The sequence below is a fragment of the Sporosarcina luteola genome, from assembly GCF_023715585.1.
In the GTDB taxonomy this organism is placed as follows: Bacteria; Bacillota; Bacilli; order Bacillales_A; family Planococcaceae; genus Sporosarcina; species Sporosarcina luteola_D.
This window is the reverse complement of record NZ_JAMBOK010000006.1, coordinates 1-15,255: the sequence shown is the minus strand read 5'-3', so window position 1 is coordinate 15,255 and position 15,255 is coordinate 1. Positions and strand designations below refer to the sequence as shown.

14 protein-coding genes are annotated in these 15,255 nt (G+C 48.1%); all 14 read left to right on the top strand.

All coding sequences use genetic code 11. The annotated features are described in order from the left end of the window. The first annotated feature begins 19 nt into the window (after positions 1-19). The 14 genes from tilS (at position 20) to lysS (ending at position 14,873) form a co-directional block, all read left to right on the top strand. Complete coding sequence (gene tilS / locus M3193_RS16065) at positions 20-1,456, top strand: tRNA lysidine(34) synthetase TilS (protein WP_251629831.1); 1,437 nt, start codon at positions 20-22, stop codon at positions 1,454-1,456. After that, a complete protein-coding gene (gene hpt, locus M3193_RS16060; protein ID WP_251629829.1) occupies positions 1,437-1,979 on the top strand; it encodes a hypoxanthine phosphoribosyltransferase in 543 nt (180 codons plus the stop codon). Before tilS ends, hpt begins: the two co-directional genes overlap by 20 nt. 220 nt (positions 1,980-2,199) lie before the next feature. Beyond that, positions 2,200-4,227, top strand: a complete 2,028-nt coding sequence (gene ftsH / locus M3193_RS16055; protein WP_251629827.1) for an ATP-dependent zinc metalloprotease FtsH — start codon at positions 2,200-2,202, stop codon at positions 4,225-4,227. A 125-nt stretch (positions 4,228-4,352) separates the two neighbouring features. After that, entirely contained in the window at positions 4,353-5,117 is a 765-nt protein-coding gene (locus tag M3193_RS16050) for a type III pantothenate kinase (protein ID WP_251629947.1), read from the top strand. A 15-nt stretch (positions 5,118-5,132) separates the two neighbouring features. Continuing rightward, positions 5,133-6,020 carry an Hsp33 family molecular chaperone HslO gene (gene hslO, locus M3193_RS16045; RefSeq protein ID WP_251629825.1) on the top strand — a complete coding sequence of 296 codons (888 nt, stop codon included), beginning with the start codon at positions 5,133-5,135 and terminating at the stop codon, positions 6,018-6,020. Then, entirely contained in the window at positions 5,998-6,921 is a 924-nt protein-coding gene (locus M3193_RS16040; RefSeq protein WP_251629823.1) for a peptidyl-prolyl cis-trans isomerase, read from the top strand. Before hslO ends, M3193_RS16040 begins: the two co-directional genes overlap by 23 nt. Before the next feature lie 187 nt (positions 6,922-7,108). Beyond that, positions 7,109-8,035 carry a cysteine synthase A gene (gene cysK / locus M3193_RS16035; RefSeq protein WP_251629821.1) on the top strand — a complete coding sequence of 309 codons (927 nt, stop codon included), beginning with the start codon at positions 7,109-7,111 and terminating at the stop codon, positions 8,033-8,035. 115 nt (positions 8,036-8,150) lie between these two features. Continuing rightward, positions 8,151-9,566, top strand: coding sequence for an anthranilate synthase component I family protein (locus M3193_RS16030; protein ID WP_251629819.1), 1,416 nt, complete (start codon positions 8,151-8,153; stop codon positions 9,564-9,566). A 16-nt stretch (positions 9,567-9,582) separates the two neighbouring features. After that, positions 9,583-10,431 (top strand): aminodeoxychorismate lyase, encoded by an 849-nt coding sequence (gene pabC, locus M3193_RS16025; protein WP_251629817.1) that lies wholly within the window; start codon positions 9,583-9,585, stop codon positions 10,429-10,431. A gap of 3 nt (positions 10,432-10,434) precedes the next feature. Then, complete coding sequence (gene folP / locus M3193_RS16020; RefSeq protein ID WP_251629815.1) at positions 10,435-11,289, top strand: dihydropteroate synthase; 855 nt, start codon at positions 10,435-10,437, stop codon at positions 11,287-11,289. A gap of 22 nt (positions 11,290-11,311) precedes the next feature. Continuing rightward, positions 11,312-11,680 carry a dihydroneopterin aldolase gene (folB, locus tag M3193_RS16015; RefSeq protein WP_251629813.1) on the top strand — a complete coding sequence of 123 codons (369 nt, stop codon included), beginning with the start codon at positions 11,312-11,314 and terminating at the stop codon, positions 11,678-11,680. Next, complete coding sequence (gene folK, locus M3193_RS16010) at positions 11,677-12,180, top strand: 2-amino-4-hydroxy-6-hydroxymethyldihydropteridine diphosphokinase (RefSeq protein WP_251629811.1); 504 nt, start codon at positions 11,677-11,679, stop codon at positions 12,178-12,180. The genes folB and folK overlap by 4 nt, the downstream gene beginning before the upstream one ends. Positions 12,181-12,245: 65 nt before the next feature. Next, complete coding sequence (gene dusB, locus M3193_RS16005) at positions 12,246-13,268, top strand: tRNA dihydrouridine synthase DusB (RefSeq protein ID WP_353056426.1); 1,023 nt, start codon at positions 12,246-12,248, stop codon at positions 13,266-13,268. A gap of 114 nt (positions 13,269-13,382) precedes the next feature. Then, positions 13,383-14,873 (top strand): lysine--tRNA ligase, encoded by a 1,491-nt coding sequence (lysS, locus tag M3193_RS16000; RefSeq protein ID WP_251629809.1) that lies wholly within the window; start codon positions 13,383-13,385, stop codon positions 14,871-14,873. Positions 14,874-15,255 lie beyond the last annotated feature (382 nt).

Here is a 15,255-nt window from a genome sequence, read left to right as displayed (position 1 = left end):
ATAATGTGGAGGTCGAAAAATGCAGGCTTTCGAAAGGAAAATCCTTGAATTCATTCATAAAGAGAAATTGCTGTCCTCGGGTCGCAGGGTATTAGTCGCATGCTCAGGCGGGGTGGATTCAGTCGCACTTTTGCTCTTTATGGCAACAATCCGCGAAAAATTGCGGATTGAAGTAGCTGCCGCCCATGTCGATCACATGCTGCGCGGACAGGAGTCAGCGGATGATGGCAAGCTTGTGAAGAGACTCTGCGATAAGCATGGAATTCCTTTCTTTGGCGGGGATGTCCCTGTACCTTCCATCTTGAACGAGGAAGGTGGAAATATGCAGGACGTCTGCCGTATTGGAAGATATGCCTTTTTTACTGAAGTGATGCAGGCTGAACATTATGACGTACTGGCGACCGCACATCACGCCGAAGACCAATTGGAGACGGTGCTCATGCAATTGTCCAAGGGGAGCACCCCTCTCGGCATCCCGTTGAGACGGAAAATTGATGGGGGCGCCGTCATCAGGCCATTTCTCCCTGCAATGAAAGAAGAACTGCTTGCCTATGTCAAGGAGCGTGGGGCACAATACAGGGAGGATCCGAGCAATGACAGCGACGCTTATTTGCGGAATCGGCTCCGCCGCCATGTCGCGCCGGTTATCATGTCGGAAAACCCTTCCGCGGCATTGAATGCCGTCAAAATGACGGTGGGACTGCAGGAGGATGTCATGCTCTTGGATAGCCTTGCAAAGGAGCATTTTACGTCCATTATTAGGTTCACTGAAGAGGGGCTTCCGACCTTCTCCCTGGATCTTTTCAGCAGCATGCACACTGCTTTACAAAAGCGCTTCATTCCACTACTATTGAATTATCTATACTTCGGGGAAATCAAACCTGTAGAATACAACACAGCACTTTTGAATCAATTGCATCACCATCTGTCCGAAAGTGCAGGAAATGTCACGATCGATCTTCCGAAAGGATACCGGTTCGTGAGGGAATACGGCATTGTTACGATTGTGGAAAAAATGTCGATTCCGGATACATCCCTTCGCATGCTGACAAAGGGCGAATGGACGATCTGGGGGGAAATGCTGTTATATTGGGGCGAGGCGGATGTAATGGAAGAAGCGGACGCATTGGAATCGATGTATTTCGATTTACCTGATGCTGATTTGCCGCTTTACGTAAGGGGCAGAAAAGACGGTGATCGCCTATTGCTTCCAGGCATGACCCGGCCGAAGCGCTTGTCCAGATTGTTCATTGACGAAAAGATCGGTGCCGAACAACGAAGGAAGATACCGGTCGTCACAACTGCGAACGAGGAAATATGCGCCATTCCTGGCGTACGATATGGCATCCAGTTCAGGGAACGGAAAACAGAACAGGAAAAGTACATATTTAAAATGAAAAAACGTGAAAATTTTAACGGAAAAGAGAGGGAACTCGATGTTGCAAAAAGATATTGAAGAAATACTCATCACAGAAGAACAGATCCAGGAGAAAGTTGCGGAACTTGGTGCCGTGCTGACAGAGGACTACCATGATAAATTTCCGCTTGCAATCGGGGTCCTTAAGGGAGCATTGCCGTTCATGAGCGACTTGATCAAACGGATCGATGCGTATATTGAATTGGATTTCATGGATGTATCCAGTTACGGGAATGCGACAGTCTCATCAGGAGAAGTGAAAATCGTCAAAGACTTGAATGCAAGTGTTGAGGGACGCGACGTCTTGATCATCGAAGACATAATTGACAGTGGTAAAACATTGAATTATTTGGTCGAACTTTTCAAATACCGGAAAGCGAAATCCATAAAGATCGTAACGCTGCTAGACAAACCGACAGGCCGAAAAGTGGACTTGAAAGCGGACTATGTAGGATTCCTTGTGCCTGACGCATTTGTTGTCGGTTATGGACTTGATTACGCAGAAAAATATAGGAATTTGCCTTATATCGGTGTATTGAAAAAGGAAATCTACTCTTTCTGAAAGCTTTTCAACAAACCTTTACAAGGGGCGGTGGAAAGCTTTTTCCATACGAGGGCCGAAGTTGGCATACTAGTATCTTAGAGTGTGGACCCGTAAGCATATGCGGTGAAAAAGCAATTACGTTTTCTGTGCCCTAAAGAGGCATTTCCTTTGTAGGTTGAATCTGTTATATGATAAGATTTACAATAGTTTTCTGTTGAAAGAAATGAGGAGGCTTGGGATGAATCGTATACTTCGATACTTTCTATTATACGGATTGATTTTCCTTGCAATTATGGGGATTTTCAGTTCACTAAATAATCCAAATCCGAAAACTAAAGAGATTCGGTATGATCAATTTCTCACAGAACTACAAAAAGGCGAAATTGAAACGATGTCGTTTCAACCCGTCCGTGGTGTTCTGACCGTTGAAGGCACTATGAAGGGCTATGAAGAGGGAGAGAAGTTTACGACAAATGTCCTGATGGATGATTCCGTCGTCATGGATGAAATACGTGAATTACGTACAGTCGGGACAAAAAACAACCCTGAGATCCAAATACTGCAAGCACCTGAAACAAGTGCATGGGTAGCCTTCTTTACTGGATTAGTTCCTTTCATTATTATCATCATCCTATTCTTCTTCCTATTGAACCAAGCGCAAGGCGGCGGTGGCGGCCGCGTCATGAATTTTGGAAAAAGTAAAGCAAAACTCCATTCCGATGATCGCAAAAAGGTCAGATTCACAGACGTTGCGGGTGCGGATGAAGAAAAAGCCGAACTTGAAGAAGTTGTGGATTTCTTGAAAGATTCTCGTAAATTTGCTGAACTCGGAGCGCGTATTCCAAAAGGAATCCTTTTGGTCGGACCTCCTGGAACAGGTAAAACACTTTTGGCACGTGCGGTTGCCGGTGAAGCCGGTGTTCCGTTCTTCTCGATCTCCGGTTCGGATTTCGTTGAAATGTTTGTCGGGGTCGGGGCATCCCGTGTCCGCGACTTGTTTGAAAACGCAAAAAAGAATGCGCCGTGTATCATCTTCATCGATGAAATCGACGCAGTCGGACGTCAACGGGGCGCAGGTCTCGGAGGCGGGCATGACGAACGTGAACAGACGCTTAACCAGCTATTAGTTGAAATGGATGGATTCGATGGAAACGAAGGAATCATCATCGTTGCCGCGACAAACCGTCCGGATATCCTTGACCCAGCACTTCTTCGTCCAGGACGTTTCGACCGTCAAATTACTGTCGGCCGCCCGGATGTCAAAGGCCGTGAAGCGGTTCTGAAAGTGCATGCGCGCAACAAGCCGCTTGACGAATCAGTCAATATGAAGACTTTGGCGCAACGCACGCCAGGATTCTCGGGTGCTGACTTGGAGAACTTGTTGAATGAAGCTGCATTAGTCGCGGCTAGACGCGGCAAGGCGAAAATCGATATGTCGGATATCGATGAAGCGACGGACCGTGTCATTGCGGGACCAGCTAAAACGAGCAGGGTCATTTCTGAGAAAGAAAGAAATATTGTCGCATTCCATGAAGCAGGTCACGTCGTTGTTGGCCTTATGTTGGATGATGCGGAAATCGTCCATAAAGTGACGATTGTCCCTCGCGGCCAGGCCGGCGGATATGCGGTCATGTTGCCGAAAGAGGACCGTTACTTCATGACGAAGCCTGAACTTCTCGACAAAATTGCCGGACTCCTCGGAGGACGTGTAGCGGAAGAAATCGTCCTTGGGGAAGTATCTACAGGTGCCCATAACGACTTCCAACGCGCTACGGGTATTGCGCGTTCCATGGTGACTGAATATGGTATGAGCAAAAAGCTCGGACCGATGCAATTCGGCCAGGCGCAAGGTGGCAATGTATTCCTTGGAAGAGACTTCAATTCTGAACAGAATTATTCCGAATCGATCGCGTATGAAATCGACCAGGAAATGCAGCGCATCATTAAGGAACAATATGAGCGCACAACTAATATCCTGACGGAGAACCGAAACTTGCTCGATTTGATCGCAACTACACTTCTTGAAGTGGAAACGTTGGATGCGGAGCAGATCAATCACTTGAAAGATCATGGCACATTGCCTGAGCGTTCATATGAAAAAAATGGAAATGAATCACCAGCGAAAAAAGATGATGCAGAAGCTGAAAAAGACGCTGTACATCCGGATTCGACAGGCGCTCCTGCAGATCCTTCCATCGGAGATCTGCCGAAGGAGAATGGTGGGGATCAGCCACTTCCTCCGATCGATGAGCATAGAAGAGATTAACCAAATGGTCCAACTTAAAAGGTAACATTCCAGTCGACTGCTTTTTAAGGCAGTCGGCTGTTTTTATTTACATCTAATGTGTTATGATGTTTTGGAAAATGACGAATGTTAGCGAGGAAATGAAAATGATTCTAGTATTGGATACAGGAAATACGAATATCGTTCTTGGCGTTTATGATAAAGGAGAATTGAAGCACCATTGGCGCATGGAAACGTACAGGCAAAGAACAGAAGACGAATATGCCATGTCCGTGAAAGCGCTATTTACCCATGCAGGTCTAAGTTTTGAGGATATCAATGGCATCATCATTTCCTCTGTCGTTCCGCCGGTCATGTTCCCGCTTGAACAGATGTGCAGGAAGTATTTCAATTTGCGTCCGCTCGTCGTCGGTCCTGGCGTCAAAACAGGGTTGAATATTAAATACGAAAACCCACGTGAAGTGGGTGCGGACCGTATCGTCAACGCGGTTGCGGCCATACATGATTATGGTTCTCCGCTCATTATCGTTGATTTCGGAACCGCGACGACATTTTGTTATGTGAACGAAAAGGGCGAGTATATGGGAGGGTCGATTGCACCTGGCGTCGGCATTTCCATGGAAGCATTATTCGATCGGGCATCAAAATTGCCCCGTGTGGAATTGACGCGGCCGGACCATATTATCGGCAAGAACACTGTATCCGCGATGCAAGCAGGCATTGTTTATGGGTATGTGGGACTTGTTGAAGGTATCGTCGGCAGGATGAAAGCGCACAGTAAGGTGGAACCGACCGTCATTGCTACGGGTGGGCTTGCCGAATTGATTGCCAGTGAAACGAAAGTGATTGACATCGTAGACAATTTCCTTACATTAAAAGGACTTCACTTGATTTACGAAAGAAATGTTTGAAGGGAGCAGTTATGAATGACGGATTATTTAATAAAAGCATTAGCTTATGAGGGAACGATACGCGCCTATGCGGTGAATTCGACAAATGCGGTGGCGGAGGGACAGAAGAAGCATCATGTATGGCCGACAGCTACGGCTGCTTTAGGCAGGACGATGACAGCGGCGCTCATGATGGGCGCTATGATGAAAGGCGACGACAAACTGACGGTGAAAATCGAAGGGAATGGCCCCGCCGGACCGATTGTCGTCGATGCTGATGCCAATGGAGATGTAAAAGGATATATCACCCATCCGCACACCCATTTTGAATTGAACGAACAAGGGAAACTTGACGTTCGACGCGCTGTGGGCACGGAAGGGATGTTGACGGTTGTTAAAGACCTTGGTTTACGCGACTTTTTCACGGGACAAGTTCCAATTGTTTCGGGTGAAATCGCGGAAGACTTCACTCAATATTTCGTCGTATCAGAGCAGGTGCCTTCGGCGGTTGCATTAGGTGTCCTTGTTAATCCGGATAATACGGTAAAGGCTGCAGGAGGCTTCATTATCCAAGTGATGCCGGGTGCGACGGAAGAGACGATCAGCGCGCTTGAGAAAAAACTTGCAAACGTTGAACCGATTTCAAGGATGATCGACCGTGGATTGACGCCTGAAGAAGTACTTGGAGAAGTGTTAGGGAAAGACAATGTGGAGATCCTCGATCGCATGGACGTCGCATTCCGATGCAATTGCTCGAAAGAACGTTTTGGCAACGCGATTATCGGACTTGGAGAGCAGGAAATCCGTGAAATGATTGATGAGGATGGCCAGGCAGAAGCTCAATGCCATTTCTGTTTAGAGAAGTATCTATTCACAAAAGAAGAGCTTGAAGGATTTATCGATGAAATACGGTCAAGGTCATAACGTCCAGGAGACGGTCCGGCCAAGAAGGAAATTGAAAACAAAACCGCTTCTTTTCCTGATTGGCATCCTTTTCACCAGTAACGTCCTTTGGTTCATCGGATGGCTCATACCTGATAAATCGAAGCAACCCGATGAAGAGGTTGCTTCGGTCGCGGGTGAGTCGATTACGAGGGGGCAGTGGATGACTGCCATGGAAAAGGAAGTCGGGCGGGAAGTGCTTCTCGATCTCGTTAACAATAAAGTGATGGAGACGGCGGCAAAGAAATACGGGATCGAAGTGACTGACAAAGAAATTGAACTCGAACTCGCATTAATCACTTCGGTAGATGGCCGATCACACTCGGGTCTGGATATTGAGCAAACGAGGCAGAAAATCCGTTCCCACCTTATTCTGGAGAAGGTTTTGTCTAATGACGTCGTAATTGACGATAAAACGGTGAAGTCTTTTTATGATAAAAATGAATCCCTCTACAATATTTTAACTGCTTATCGGACTTCTGTTATCATTGTTCCGACCAAGGAAGAGGCGGAGCAGGCATTGGATGAGTTGGCAAAGGGGTCAAGCTTCAGTGCCATGGCAAAAGAGGTATCGACAGATCTTGCATCGGCAAGCCTCGGCGGTGACATCGGCTATATAAATGCTGAGACGGAGACGATCGATCCAGCAATCTACAAAGCGGCTTCAAAACAGAAAGAAGGCAAGACCGGGGACGCTATCAAGCTGCAGGACGGTACATACGCTATTATCCTAGTGAATGAAGTGGTGGAAGGCAGGACGTTCTCCTTTGAAGAAGTGAAAGAGCATATTAAACGCGAGCTCGCCATTGAACAGCTTCCGCAATCGGTCAATCCTGAAGCGTTCTGGAAAGAGTTTGATGCAAAATGGTTTTACGGAAAATGAAATGAAAGCTGTTTGGACCTCACAATAAGTGAGTGGTTCTGAACAGCTTTTTCAGCCTTTTTTAGATTGTTCAATTGGAAAAAGGGGAAGAGTGTAGGAGGCATAATTGATTGACACTGGTCACAATTCGGGTGTACTATTAATACTATAAAACATATCAAATAAGTAGGGATTAGGAGTGGGTAGAATGAATAGAATCGGGAACACGATTGCGGATCTTGTTGGGAAAACGCCGCTCGTCAAGTTGAACCGTATGGCGAATCCGGACAGCGCTGATATTTATTTAAAACTGGAATACTTCAATCCGGGCTCGAGTGTCAAAGACAGGATAGCGCTTGCAATGATCGAAGCTGCTGAACAATCCGGGGATCTGAAGGAAGACAGTACAATTATAGAACCGACGAGCGGAAATACGGGCATCGGTCTAGCAATGATTGCTGCAGCGAAAGGGTATAAGGCGGTCCTCGTCATGCCGGACACGATGAGCTTGGAGCGCCGGAACCTGTTGCGTGCGTATGGAGCGGACCTTGTCCTGACGCCTGGGGCGGAAGGGATGAAAGGGGCAATCGGAAAAGCGGAAGAGCTTGCCGAGAAGAATGGCTGGTTCATGCCTCAGCAATTTAATAACGAAGCGAATCCGGAAGTGCACCGTCTGACGACAGGGCCGGAAATTGCAGATGCGCTCGACCGTGTCGACGCATTCATTTCAGGCATCGGCACGGGAGGCACCATCACCGGAGTGGGCGGCGTATTGAAAGAACGCTTCCCGGACGTAAAGATCATCGCTGTGGAACCGACCGATTCACCGGTTCTTTCAGGTGGTAAACCAGGACCGCATAAAATCCAGGGAATCGGCGCGGGCTTCGTTCCGAAAGTGCTTGATACCGACATTTACGATGAGATCATCCAAGTGACGAATGACGAAGCATATGATACGGCTAGAAGAGCGGCGCGGGAAGAGGGAATCCTGGGCGGTGTCTCCTCCGGTGCAGCGATCTTTGCAGCAATCCAAGTTGCTGAAAAGCTCGGGAAAGGCAAGAACGTCGTTGCTATCCTTCCGTCGAACGGTGAAAGATACTTGAGCACACCGCTTTATCATTTTGAAGAAGAATAAAAGAGATTCGTTGAAGAGAGCTCATGAGGCTCTCTTTTTTTCATTGCTAAAGGTAGCCTAAACAATACATAACACGTTAAGATAACTATATTAAATGGAGCTGGGGGAAAATGAAATGGATAGATTGCATCCTGATTATAAGAAGACTGAAATGACGAAGGAGCAATTTTTTTATGCCTATAAAGAACTTGCGAAAACAGCGGCACAGCATATTCTGCTGGAGAGTGGGCGAGCAGGTAAGTTATGCATCGCGGGCATCAATCCCCTTGTGACGCTGACCAGCAAGCAGCCTCAATCATTGGAGCTTGAATGGCGTGACGGGAAGAAGGAAGTGCGGGAAGGTGAACCGCTTGATCTGTTATCCGAGTTCGTCGAATCAATGCAAATGGGCAATATCCCTGAACTGCCGGACTTCCAAGGAGGGGCCATCGGTTTCGTCAGCTATGATTATGCGCGTACATACGAGCCGATTCCTGATATGACTGTGGATGACCTCGATACGCCGGACATCTTCTTCTATTTGTTTGATCGCTGGGCCGTCCTTGATCTCAAAACGGAAACCGCCTATTTCATGACGCTGCCCGGACGAGGCTTGGATGCCTCAGAAGTGGAAAGGGAATGGATGGAGGCAGCGGAAGTCGGCATCGCGAAGCGTTTCATCGCGCCGGCTAGTCGTACAATTGATTATACTAGACCTGAAAATGTGGAAGTGTCGGTAACCGGACCTCAATTCGAGCAGATGGTGCGTGATGTCCAACGGTATATAGCGGAAGGGGCCGTCAATCAAGTCAACTTGACCGTCCGTCAATCAAAGAAGCTTTCGGCAGATCCGCTTTCGATGTACGAAGCGCTGCGATCTTTCAATCCATCGCCATATATGGCGATGATCGGAGCAAAGGAGTTCGCTGTCGTTTCCGGCTCTCCGGAATTATTGCTGAAGAAACGTGGAACGGACTTGAGCACGCGTCCGATCGGGGGAACGAGACCTAGAGGGGCGACGGAAATCGAGGACGAAGCGTTCGAGAAGGAATTGCTCTCAGATGAAAAGGAGAAAGGCGAGCATGTTATGCTTGTCGAACAGGAGCTTGAGGATTTTGGACAAGTCTGCATCCCGGGAACGGTGGAGACGGATGAATTCATGGTCATTGAGCGGTATTCGCACGTTATGCATCTCGTTTCAAATGTTAAAGGAACAGCAGCTCCCGAACTATCGAACGCCGCTATCATCAGAGGAGTCTTCCCTGGAGGATCGATCACCGGCTCGCCAAAGCTGCGCACGATGGAAATCATCGAGGAGTTGGAGCCGACGCGGAGAGGCTTATATACAGGGTCGATCGGTTGGATCGGCTTTAACGGAGACATGGATTTGAATATTGTCATCCGGACAGCGTATATAAAAGATAGAGTCGCGCATATCCAAGCGGGTGCAGGACTTGTTGCGGACTCCAATCCGAGGGCGGAATACGAGGAGTCGCTCAATAAGGCAAGGGCGCTCTGGCAGGCGAAGGAAATTGCGGAAGCGGTTGAATGAAAGGAGGATCACCTCCATGCTATGCTGGATGAACGGTGAATTTGAACAGGCAGAACAATTGCGGATTTCCCCATTCGATCACGGGTTTCTATATGGAGCAGGTTTTTTTGAGACGTTCCGTACATATGAAGGGCATGTGTTTTTATTCAAAGAGCATATGGAACGCCTTCGGAAAGCATTGCGTGAATATCGGATTGCAATGCCTTATTCGGACGAGGAGATTTTGGAGGCGATCCGAGGGCTGCACGTCCGTTCGGGCGAACAAGACGGGTATTTCCGTCTGAATGTGTCCGCGGGTGTGCACGATATCGGTTTGGCCCCTTCCGAATACAAGTCGCCGAACGTCATCCTGTTCAGGAAAGACCTTGTGGTGGTGCCGCGGGGAACGGAAAAGAAGGCTGTATGGCTTGAAACGGAAAGAAATCTCCCTGAAAGCAGGGTCCGCCATAAGTCACATAACTTCCTGAACAATGTGCGCGGACGATTAGAACTCCCTTCATTGAAGGAGTTGGAAGGGATCTTCCTCACGGCACATGGCCATGTGGCTGAAGGTGTGACATCTAATGTGTTTTGGGTGAAGGGCGGAGCATTATATACGCCGTCAACAGAGACAGGGATTCTGCCCGGTCTCACGCGCGGATTTTTATTGAAGCTCGGGGCGGAAGTTGGCATGGATATACATATCGGGCTATTTGCGCAAAATGACGTGGAGCAGGCGGATGAAGTGTTCGTTTCGAACTCAATTCAAGAGCTCGTTCCACTTTCTGCTGTAGGCGAGCAGTCGATGCCTGGGGCTACAGGAGCTTATTATCAAAAACTACATCGATTATACGCGCGGGCGATCGAGCGAATGAAGGAAGGGTAAACGATGGAATTATCAAAAGCGAAAGACATATACCGTTTAGGAAATACCGAATTTGATTTCAAAAAGGAGACGGCTGTCATGGGCATCTTGAATGTCACGCCGGATTCTTTCTCGGATGGAGGCAAATACGGGCAAATCGATGCGGCTTTGAAGCGAGCGGAAGAAATGCTTCGGGATGGAGCGAAAATCATTGATATCGGAGGCGAATCGACCCGACCAGGCCATGCACCGGTCTCGCTCGAATTGGAACTGGAGAGGACGGTTCCGGTAATCGAGGCGTTGGTCCGGGAATTGGACTGTGTCATTTCAATTGATACGTATAAGGCAGATGTAGCGGAAGCCGCTTTGAAAGCGGGCGCTAAAATCGTAAATGATGTATGGGGCGCGAAACGCGAGCCGAGGATTGCAAAAGTGGCTGCGGCTCACGGAGCGCCGATCATCCTCATGCATAATCGGGAAAAAGCGGATTACGAAGGTTCGTTCATGGATGAAATGATTGCGGACTTGGAGGAAAGTACTGCAATCGCGCGCAAGGCGGGAGTGCCGGAAAGCAATATTTGGCTCGATCCGGGCATCGGATTTGCGAAGGATACTAGGCAGAACGTATTGGCAATGCAAGGGCTTCGCCGTATTTCGAGTATGGGGTATCCGCTCTTGCTTGCGACATCACGTAAACGAATGATCGGCAATATACTCGATCTGCCGGTCGACGAACGGATGGAAGGGACGGGCGCGACGGTTTGCTATGGCATCGAGCATGGATGTCATTTGGTTAGAGTGCATGACGTGAAGGAAATGTCCCGCATGGTAAGGATGATGGATGTGTTAGCGGGTAAGGCGGAAGTGCGAGTCGACTAATCGGGAATTGGAGGGTGCAAAGGTGGATTATATTCATTTGAATGAACTGGAGTTTTACGGTTATCACGGCGCATTGAAGGAAGAGACGGTGCTAGGGCAGCGTTTCCGGGCAAATGTATCGCTGGCGGTCGATTTGGCTGAAGCGGGTACAACGGATGACTTGATGAAGACGGTCAATTACGCAGAGGTATTTGAAGTGTGCCGCTCTGTCATCGAAGGGGAGCCGAAGAAGCTGATCGAATCGGTCGCTGAAGAGATTTCCCGACTCATTCTAGCGAGGTTCGCCGCGCAAGTCCGTGGCGTCCGGATCGTCTTGATAAAACCTGATCCGCCGATCCGCGGACATTATGCATCAGTATCCGTGGAAATTACGAGAGGGCAATTTTCATGAATACTGCATACCTCTCGATAGGATCCAATATTGGTGATAGGCTGCATCATCTGAAGGAGGCTGTCCGTGCACTTCATTCCCACGAAGAGATTGAAGTGATGAAAGTGTCTTCCATTTATGAGACGGTGCCTGTCGGTTTTACGGAGCAGGCGGACTTCCTGAACATGGCCGTTTCTGTTGCGACTTCATTGGATCCATTTCAATTATTGGCGGCATGTCAACAGATTGAGAGCGGCCTCGGCCGTGTGCGTGAAATCAGATGGGGCCCCCGGACTGTGGACCTTGACATTTTGCTGTACAATAACGACAATATTGAGGCGGAGAATCTAATTGTGCCGCATCCGAGAATGGGTGAACGGGCATTTGTTCTCGTTCCTTTATTGGAAATTGCACCTTCAATCGGACATCCTGTGACGGAAACCCCGTTTGCAGTGGAAGCTCTTGAAGATGATGGCGTTTTGCTTTGGAAGAAAGTTAAGGGCATCGGGCAGTTGCTATGATTCGGAAGATGTCCGGCTCTTTCCATAGATAGTAGGAAAGCCAATTGGAGAAAGGAGAAGGAGGAGTGAGTGATATAATAGAGCGACCGTTTAAAATCGGAGATATTACGATGGATAACCGGGTCGTGCTCGCCCCTATGGCAGGCATTTGCAACTCGGCATTCCGATTGACTGTGAAGGAATTCGGAGCGGGCCTTGTCTATGCTGAAATGATCAGCGATAAGGGGATTGTCTCTAAGAATAGCAAAACGATGAACATGCTTTATATAGATGAACGTGAAAATCCGCTCTCCCTGCAAATCTTCGGTGGGGAGAAGGAAACTCTTGTTGAAGCGGCGCGATATGTCGACAAGCATACGAATGCAGATATAATTGATATCAATATGGGCTGCCCTGTTAATAAAATCATCAAATGTGAAGCTGGAGCGAAATGGCTTCTTGATCCGGACAAGATCTATGAAATGGTATCTGCGGTCGTCGATGAAGTCGACAAGCCTGTCAGCGTCAAAATGAGGATCGGTTGGGATGATGCACATATCCTTGGCGTCGAAAACGCTCAAGCAGTCGAACGTGCAGGCGGCGCTGCGGTTGCCGTCCATGGACGTACCCGGTTGCAGATGTATGAAGGAAAAGCCAACTGGGACATCATCCGGCAGATGAAAGAGGCGGTCTCCATCCCGGTCATCGGCAACGGAGACATTGAAACTCCGCAAGACGCCAAGAGGATGCTGGAGGAAACAGGCGTAGACGGTGTTATGATCGGACGGGCGGCTCTCGGAAACCCTTGGATGATTTACCGGACAGTTCGTTATCTTGAAACGGGCGAACTGATGGATGAACCGAATGCCCGGGAGAAGATTGATGTATGCCTACTGCATTTCGAGCGGCTGATGGCGCTGAAGGGTGAACATGTTGCGGTAAGGGAAATGCGAAAACACGCTGCTTGGTATATGAAGGGCATTCGTGGCAATGCTAAGATTCGAAATGACATCAACGCTATGGAAACTGCCGGCGGATTGACCAGCCTGCTAAATCAGTTCGCGGAAGAGATGACGGAAAGAGAGCAGTCTGCAGTCGGTATCGGATAATGCAGCAGCGATGCGGGCCGCCAATCTAGTGGCGGCTTTTTTTACATAAAGAGTTTGTGTACAATAGGAGCATGCCATCCGGCGTGAGGGATAACTTATGAAGGAGTGAAGGAAATGTCCCATTTGGATGAATTGAACGATCAGCTACTGGTGAGACGCCAGAAGATGGATGAATTGCGCGAGGGCGGTTTAGATCCGTTCGGCGCAAGATACGAGCGAACACACCTATCCAACGAAATCCGCGAAGCCTACGAGGGTCTTTCAAAAGAGGAATTGGATGAAACAGTGCATGAAGTGCAAATTGCTGGGCGCATCATGACGAAGCGCGGTAAAGGAAAGGCCGGGTTTGCCCATATCCAGGACCTAGGCGGCCAGATTCAGATCTACGTCCGTCAAGATGCAATCGGCGAAGAAGCTTATGACGTATTCAGCCACGCGGATCTAGGGGATATTGTCGGAATCAAAGGTAACGTCTTCAAAACGAAAGTCGGCGAACTTTCCATTAAAGCGACGGAATTCACGTTTCTGACGAAAGCTCTCCGTCCTTTGCCGGATAAATTCCACGGATTGAAGGACATCGAGCAACGGTATCGTCAACGATATCTTGACTTGATCATGTCAGAGGATAGCAGAGAGACATTCATCATGAGAAGCCGCATCATTCAATCGATGCGCCGCTATCTGGATGCACAAGGCTTTCTTGAAGTTGAGACACCGATGCTGCATTCGATTGCCGGAGGAGCAACTGCCCGTCCATTCATTACACACCATAACGCCTTAGACATGACACTGTACATGCGCATAGCGATCGAGCTTCATTTGAAACGTCTTATTGTCGGCGGTCTCGAAAAGGTGTATGAAATCGGACGCGTTTTCCGTAATGAAGGGATTTCCACAAGGCATAACCCTGAATTCACGATGATTGAATTATATGAAGCATACGCGGATTATAGAGACATTATGGAACTGACGGAAAACATGGTCGCTACCATTGCACAAGATGTCCTCGGTACGACGCAAGTGAAATACGGAGAAGATATCATCGACCTAGCGCCAGGCTGGAAGCGTCTGCATATGGTGGATGCGATTAAAGAATACACAGGCGTAGACTTCTGGAAACAGATGACGAAGGAAGAAGCGCATGCCCTTGCAAAGGAACATGGCGTGGAAGTGGCAGGCATGATGGATGTAGGACATGTATTGAATGAATTCTTCGAGCAGAAAGTTGAAGAGCAACTTGTTCAACCGACATTCATATACGGACATCCGGTAGAAATTTCGCCACTTGCGAAGAAGAATCCGGAAGACGAACGTTTCACCGACCGCTTTGAATTATTCATCGTGCGGCGTGAACACGCAAATGCATTTACTGAGTTGAACGATCCGATTGATCAGCGCGCCCGTTTTGAAGCGCAAATGGTTGAAAAGGAGCAAGGCAATGATGAAGCGCACGAAATGGATGAAGACTTCATAGAAGCACTTGAATATGGACTTCCTCCAACAGGCGGTCTTGGAATAGGCATTGACCGTCTCGTCATGCTGTTGACCAACGCCCAATCAATTCGTGATATTCTCCTCTTCCCACAAATGAGACATAAAGAGTGACTAGATAGAGAAGCGCCGCGCAATCATGGTAAAAACATTGATTGCGCGGCATTTCTTTTCTCTTTGAATTAAAAAGGAAACTTTTTCGAAATAAGTATTGCAATCAAAAACACAGGGTGGTATAGTAATAAACGTTGCGTTTCCGCTAAGTGAATAACTGCTTTGAAAACAGCTTAAAACTTTTTCGAAAAAGTTGTTGACATCGGAATTGCAAACATGGTATTATATAAGAGTTGCTTCTGACGGAGTGACGCACAATGAACCTTGAAAACTGAACAGCAAAACGTCAACAAATAAAGTTCTGGAGCCGACCTCGTCGGTGAAAAGAACAAACGAATCTTCGGATTCAAATTGACATCTTAATTGATGCCAGCAAGAAACT

Coding starts and splice junctions, on each gene's coding strand:
- tilS (WP_251629831.1), top strand. CDS start 20: ATGCAGGCTTTCGAAAGGAAAATCCTTGAATTCATTCATAAAGAGAAA.
- hpt (WP_251629829.1), top strand. CDS start 1,437: ATGTTGCAAAAAGATATTGAAGAAATACTCATCACAGAAGAACAGATC.
- ftsH (WP_251629827.1), top strand. CDS start 2,200: ATGAATCGTATACTTCGATACTTTCTATTATACGGATTGATTTTCCTT.
- M3193_RS16050 (WP_251629947.1), top strand. CDS start 4,353: ATGATTCTAGTATTGGATACAGGAAATACGAATATCGTTCTTGGCGTT.
- hslO (WP_251629825.1), top strand. CDS start 5,133: ATGACGGATTATTTAATAAAAGCATTAGCTTATGAGGGAACGATACGC.
- M3193_RS16040 (WP_251629823.1), top strand. CDS start 5,998: ATGAAATACGGTCAAGGTCATAACGTCCAGGAGACGGTCCGGCCAAGA.
- cysK (WP_251629821.1), top strand. CDS start 7,109: ATGAATAGAATCGGGAACACGATTGCGGATCTTGTTGGGAAAACGCCG.
- M3193_RS16030 (WP_251629819.1), top strand. CDS start 8,151: ATGGATAGATTGCATCCTGATTATAAGAAGACTGAAATGACGAAGGAG.
- pabC (WP_251629817.1), top strand. CDS start 9,583: ATGCTATGCTGGATGAACGGTGAATTTGAACAGGCAGAACAATTGCGG.
- folP (WP_251629815.1), top strand. CDS start 10,435: ATGGAATTATCAAAAGCGAAAGACATATACCGTTTAGGAAATACCGAA.
- folK (WP_251629811.1), top strand. CDS start 11,677: ATGAATACTGCATACCTCTCGATAGGATCCAATATTGGTGATAGGCTG.
- lysS (WP_251629809.1), top strand. CDS start 13,383: ATGTCCCATTTGGATGAATTGAACGATCAGCTACTGGTGAGACGCCAG.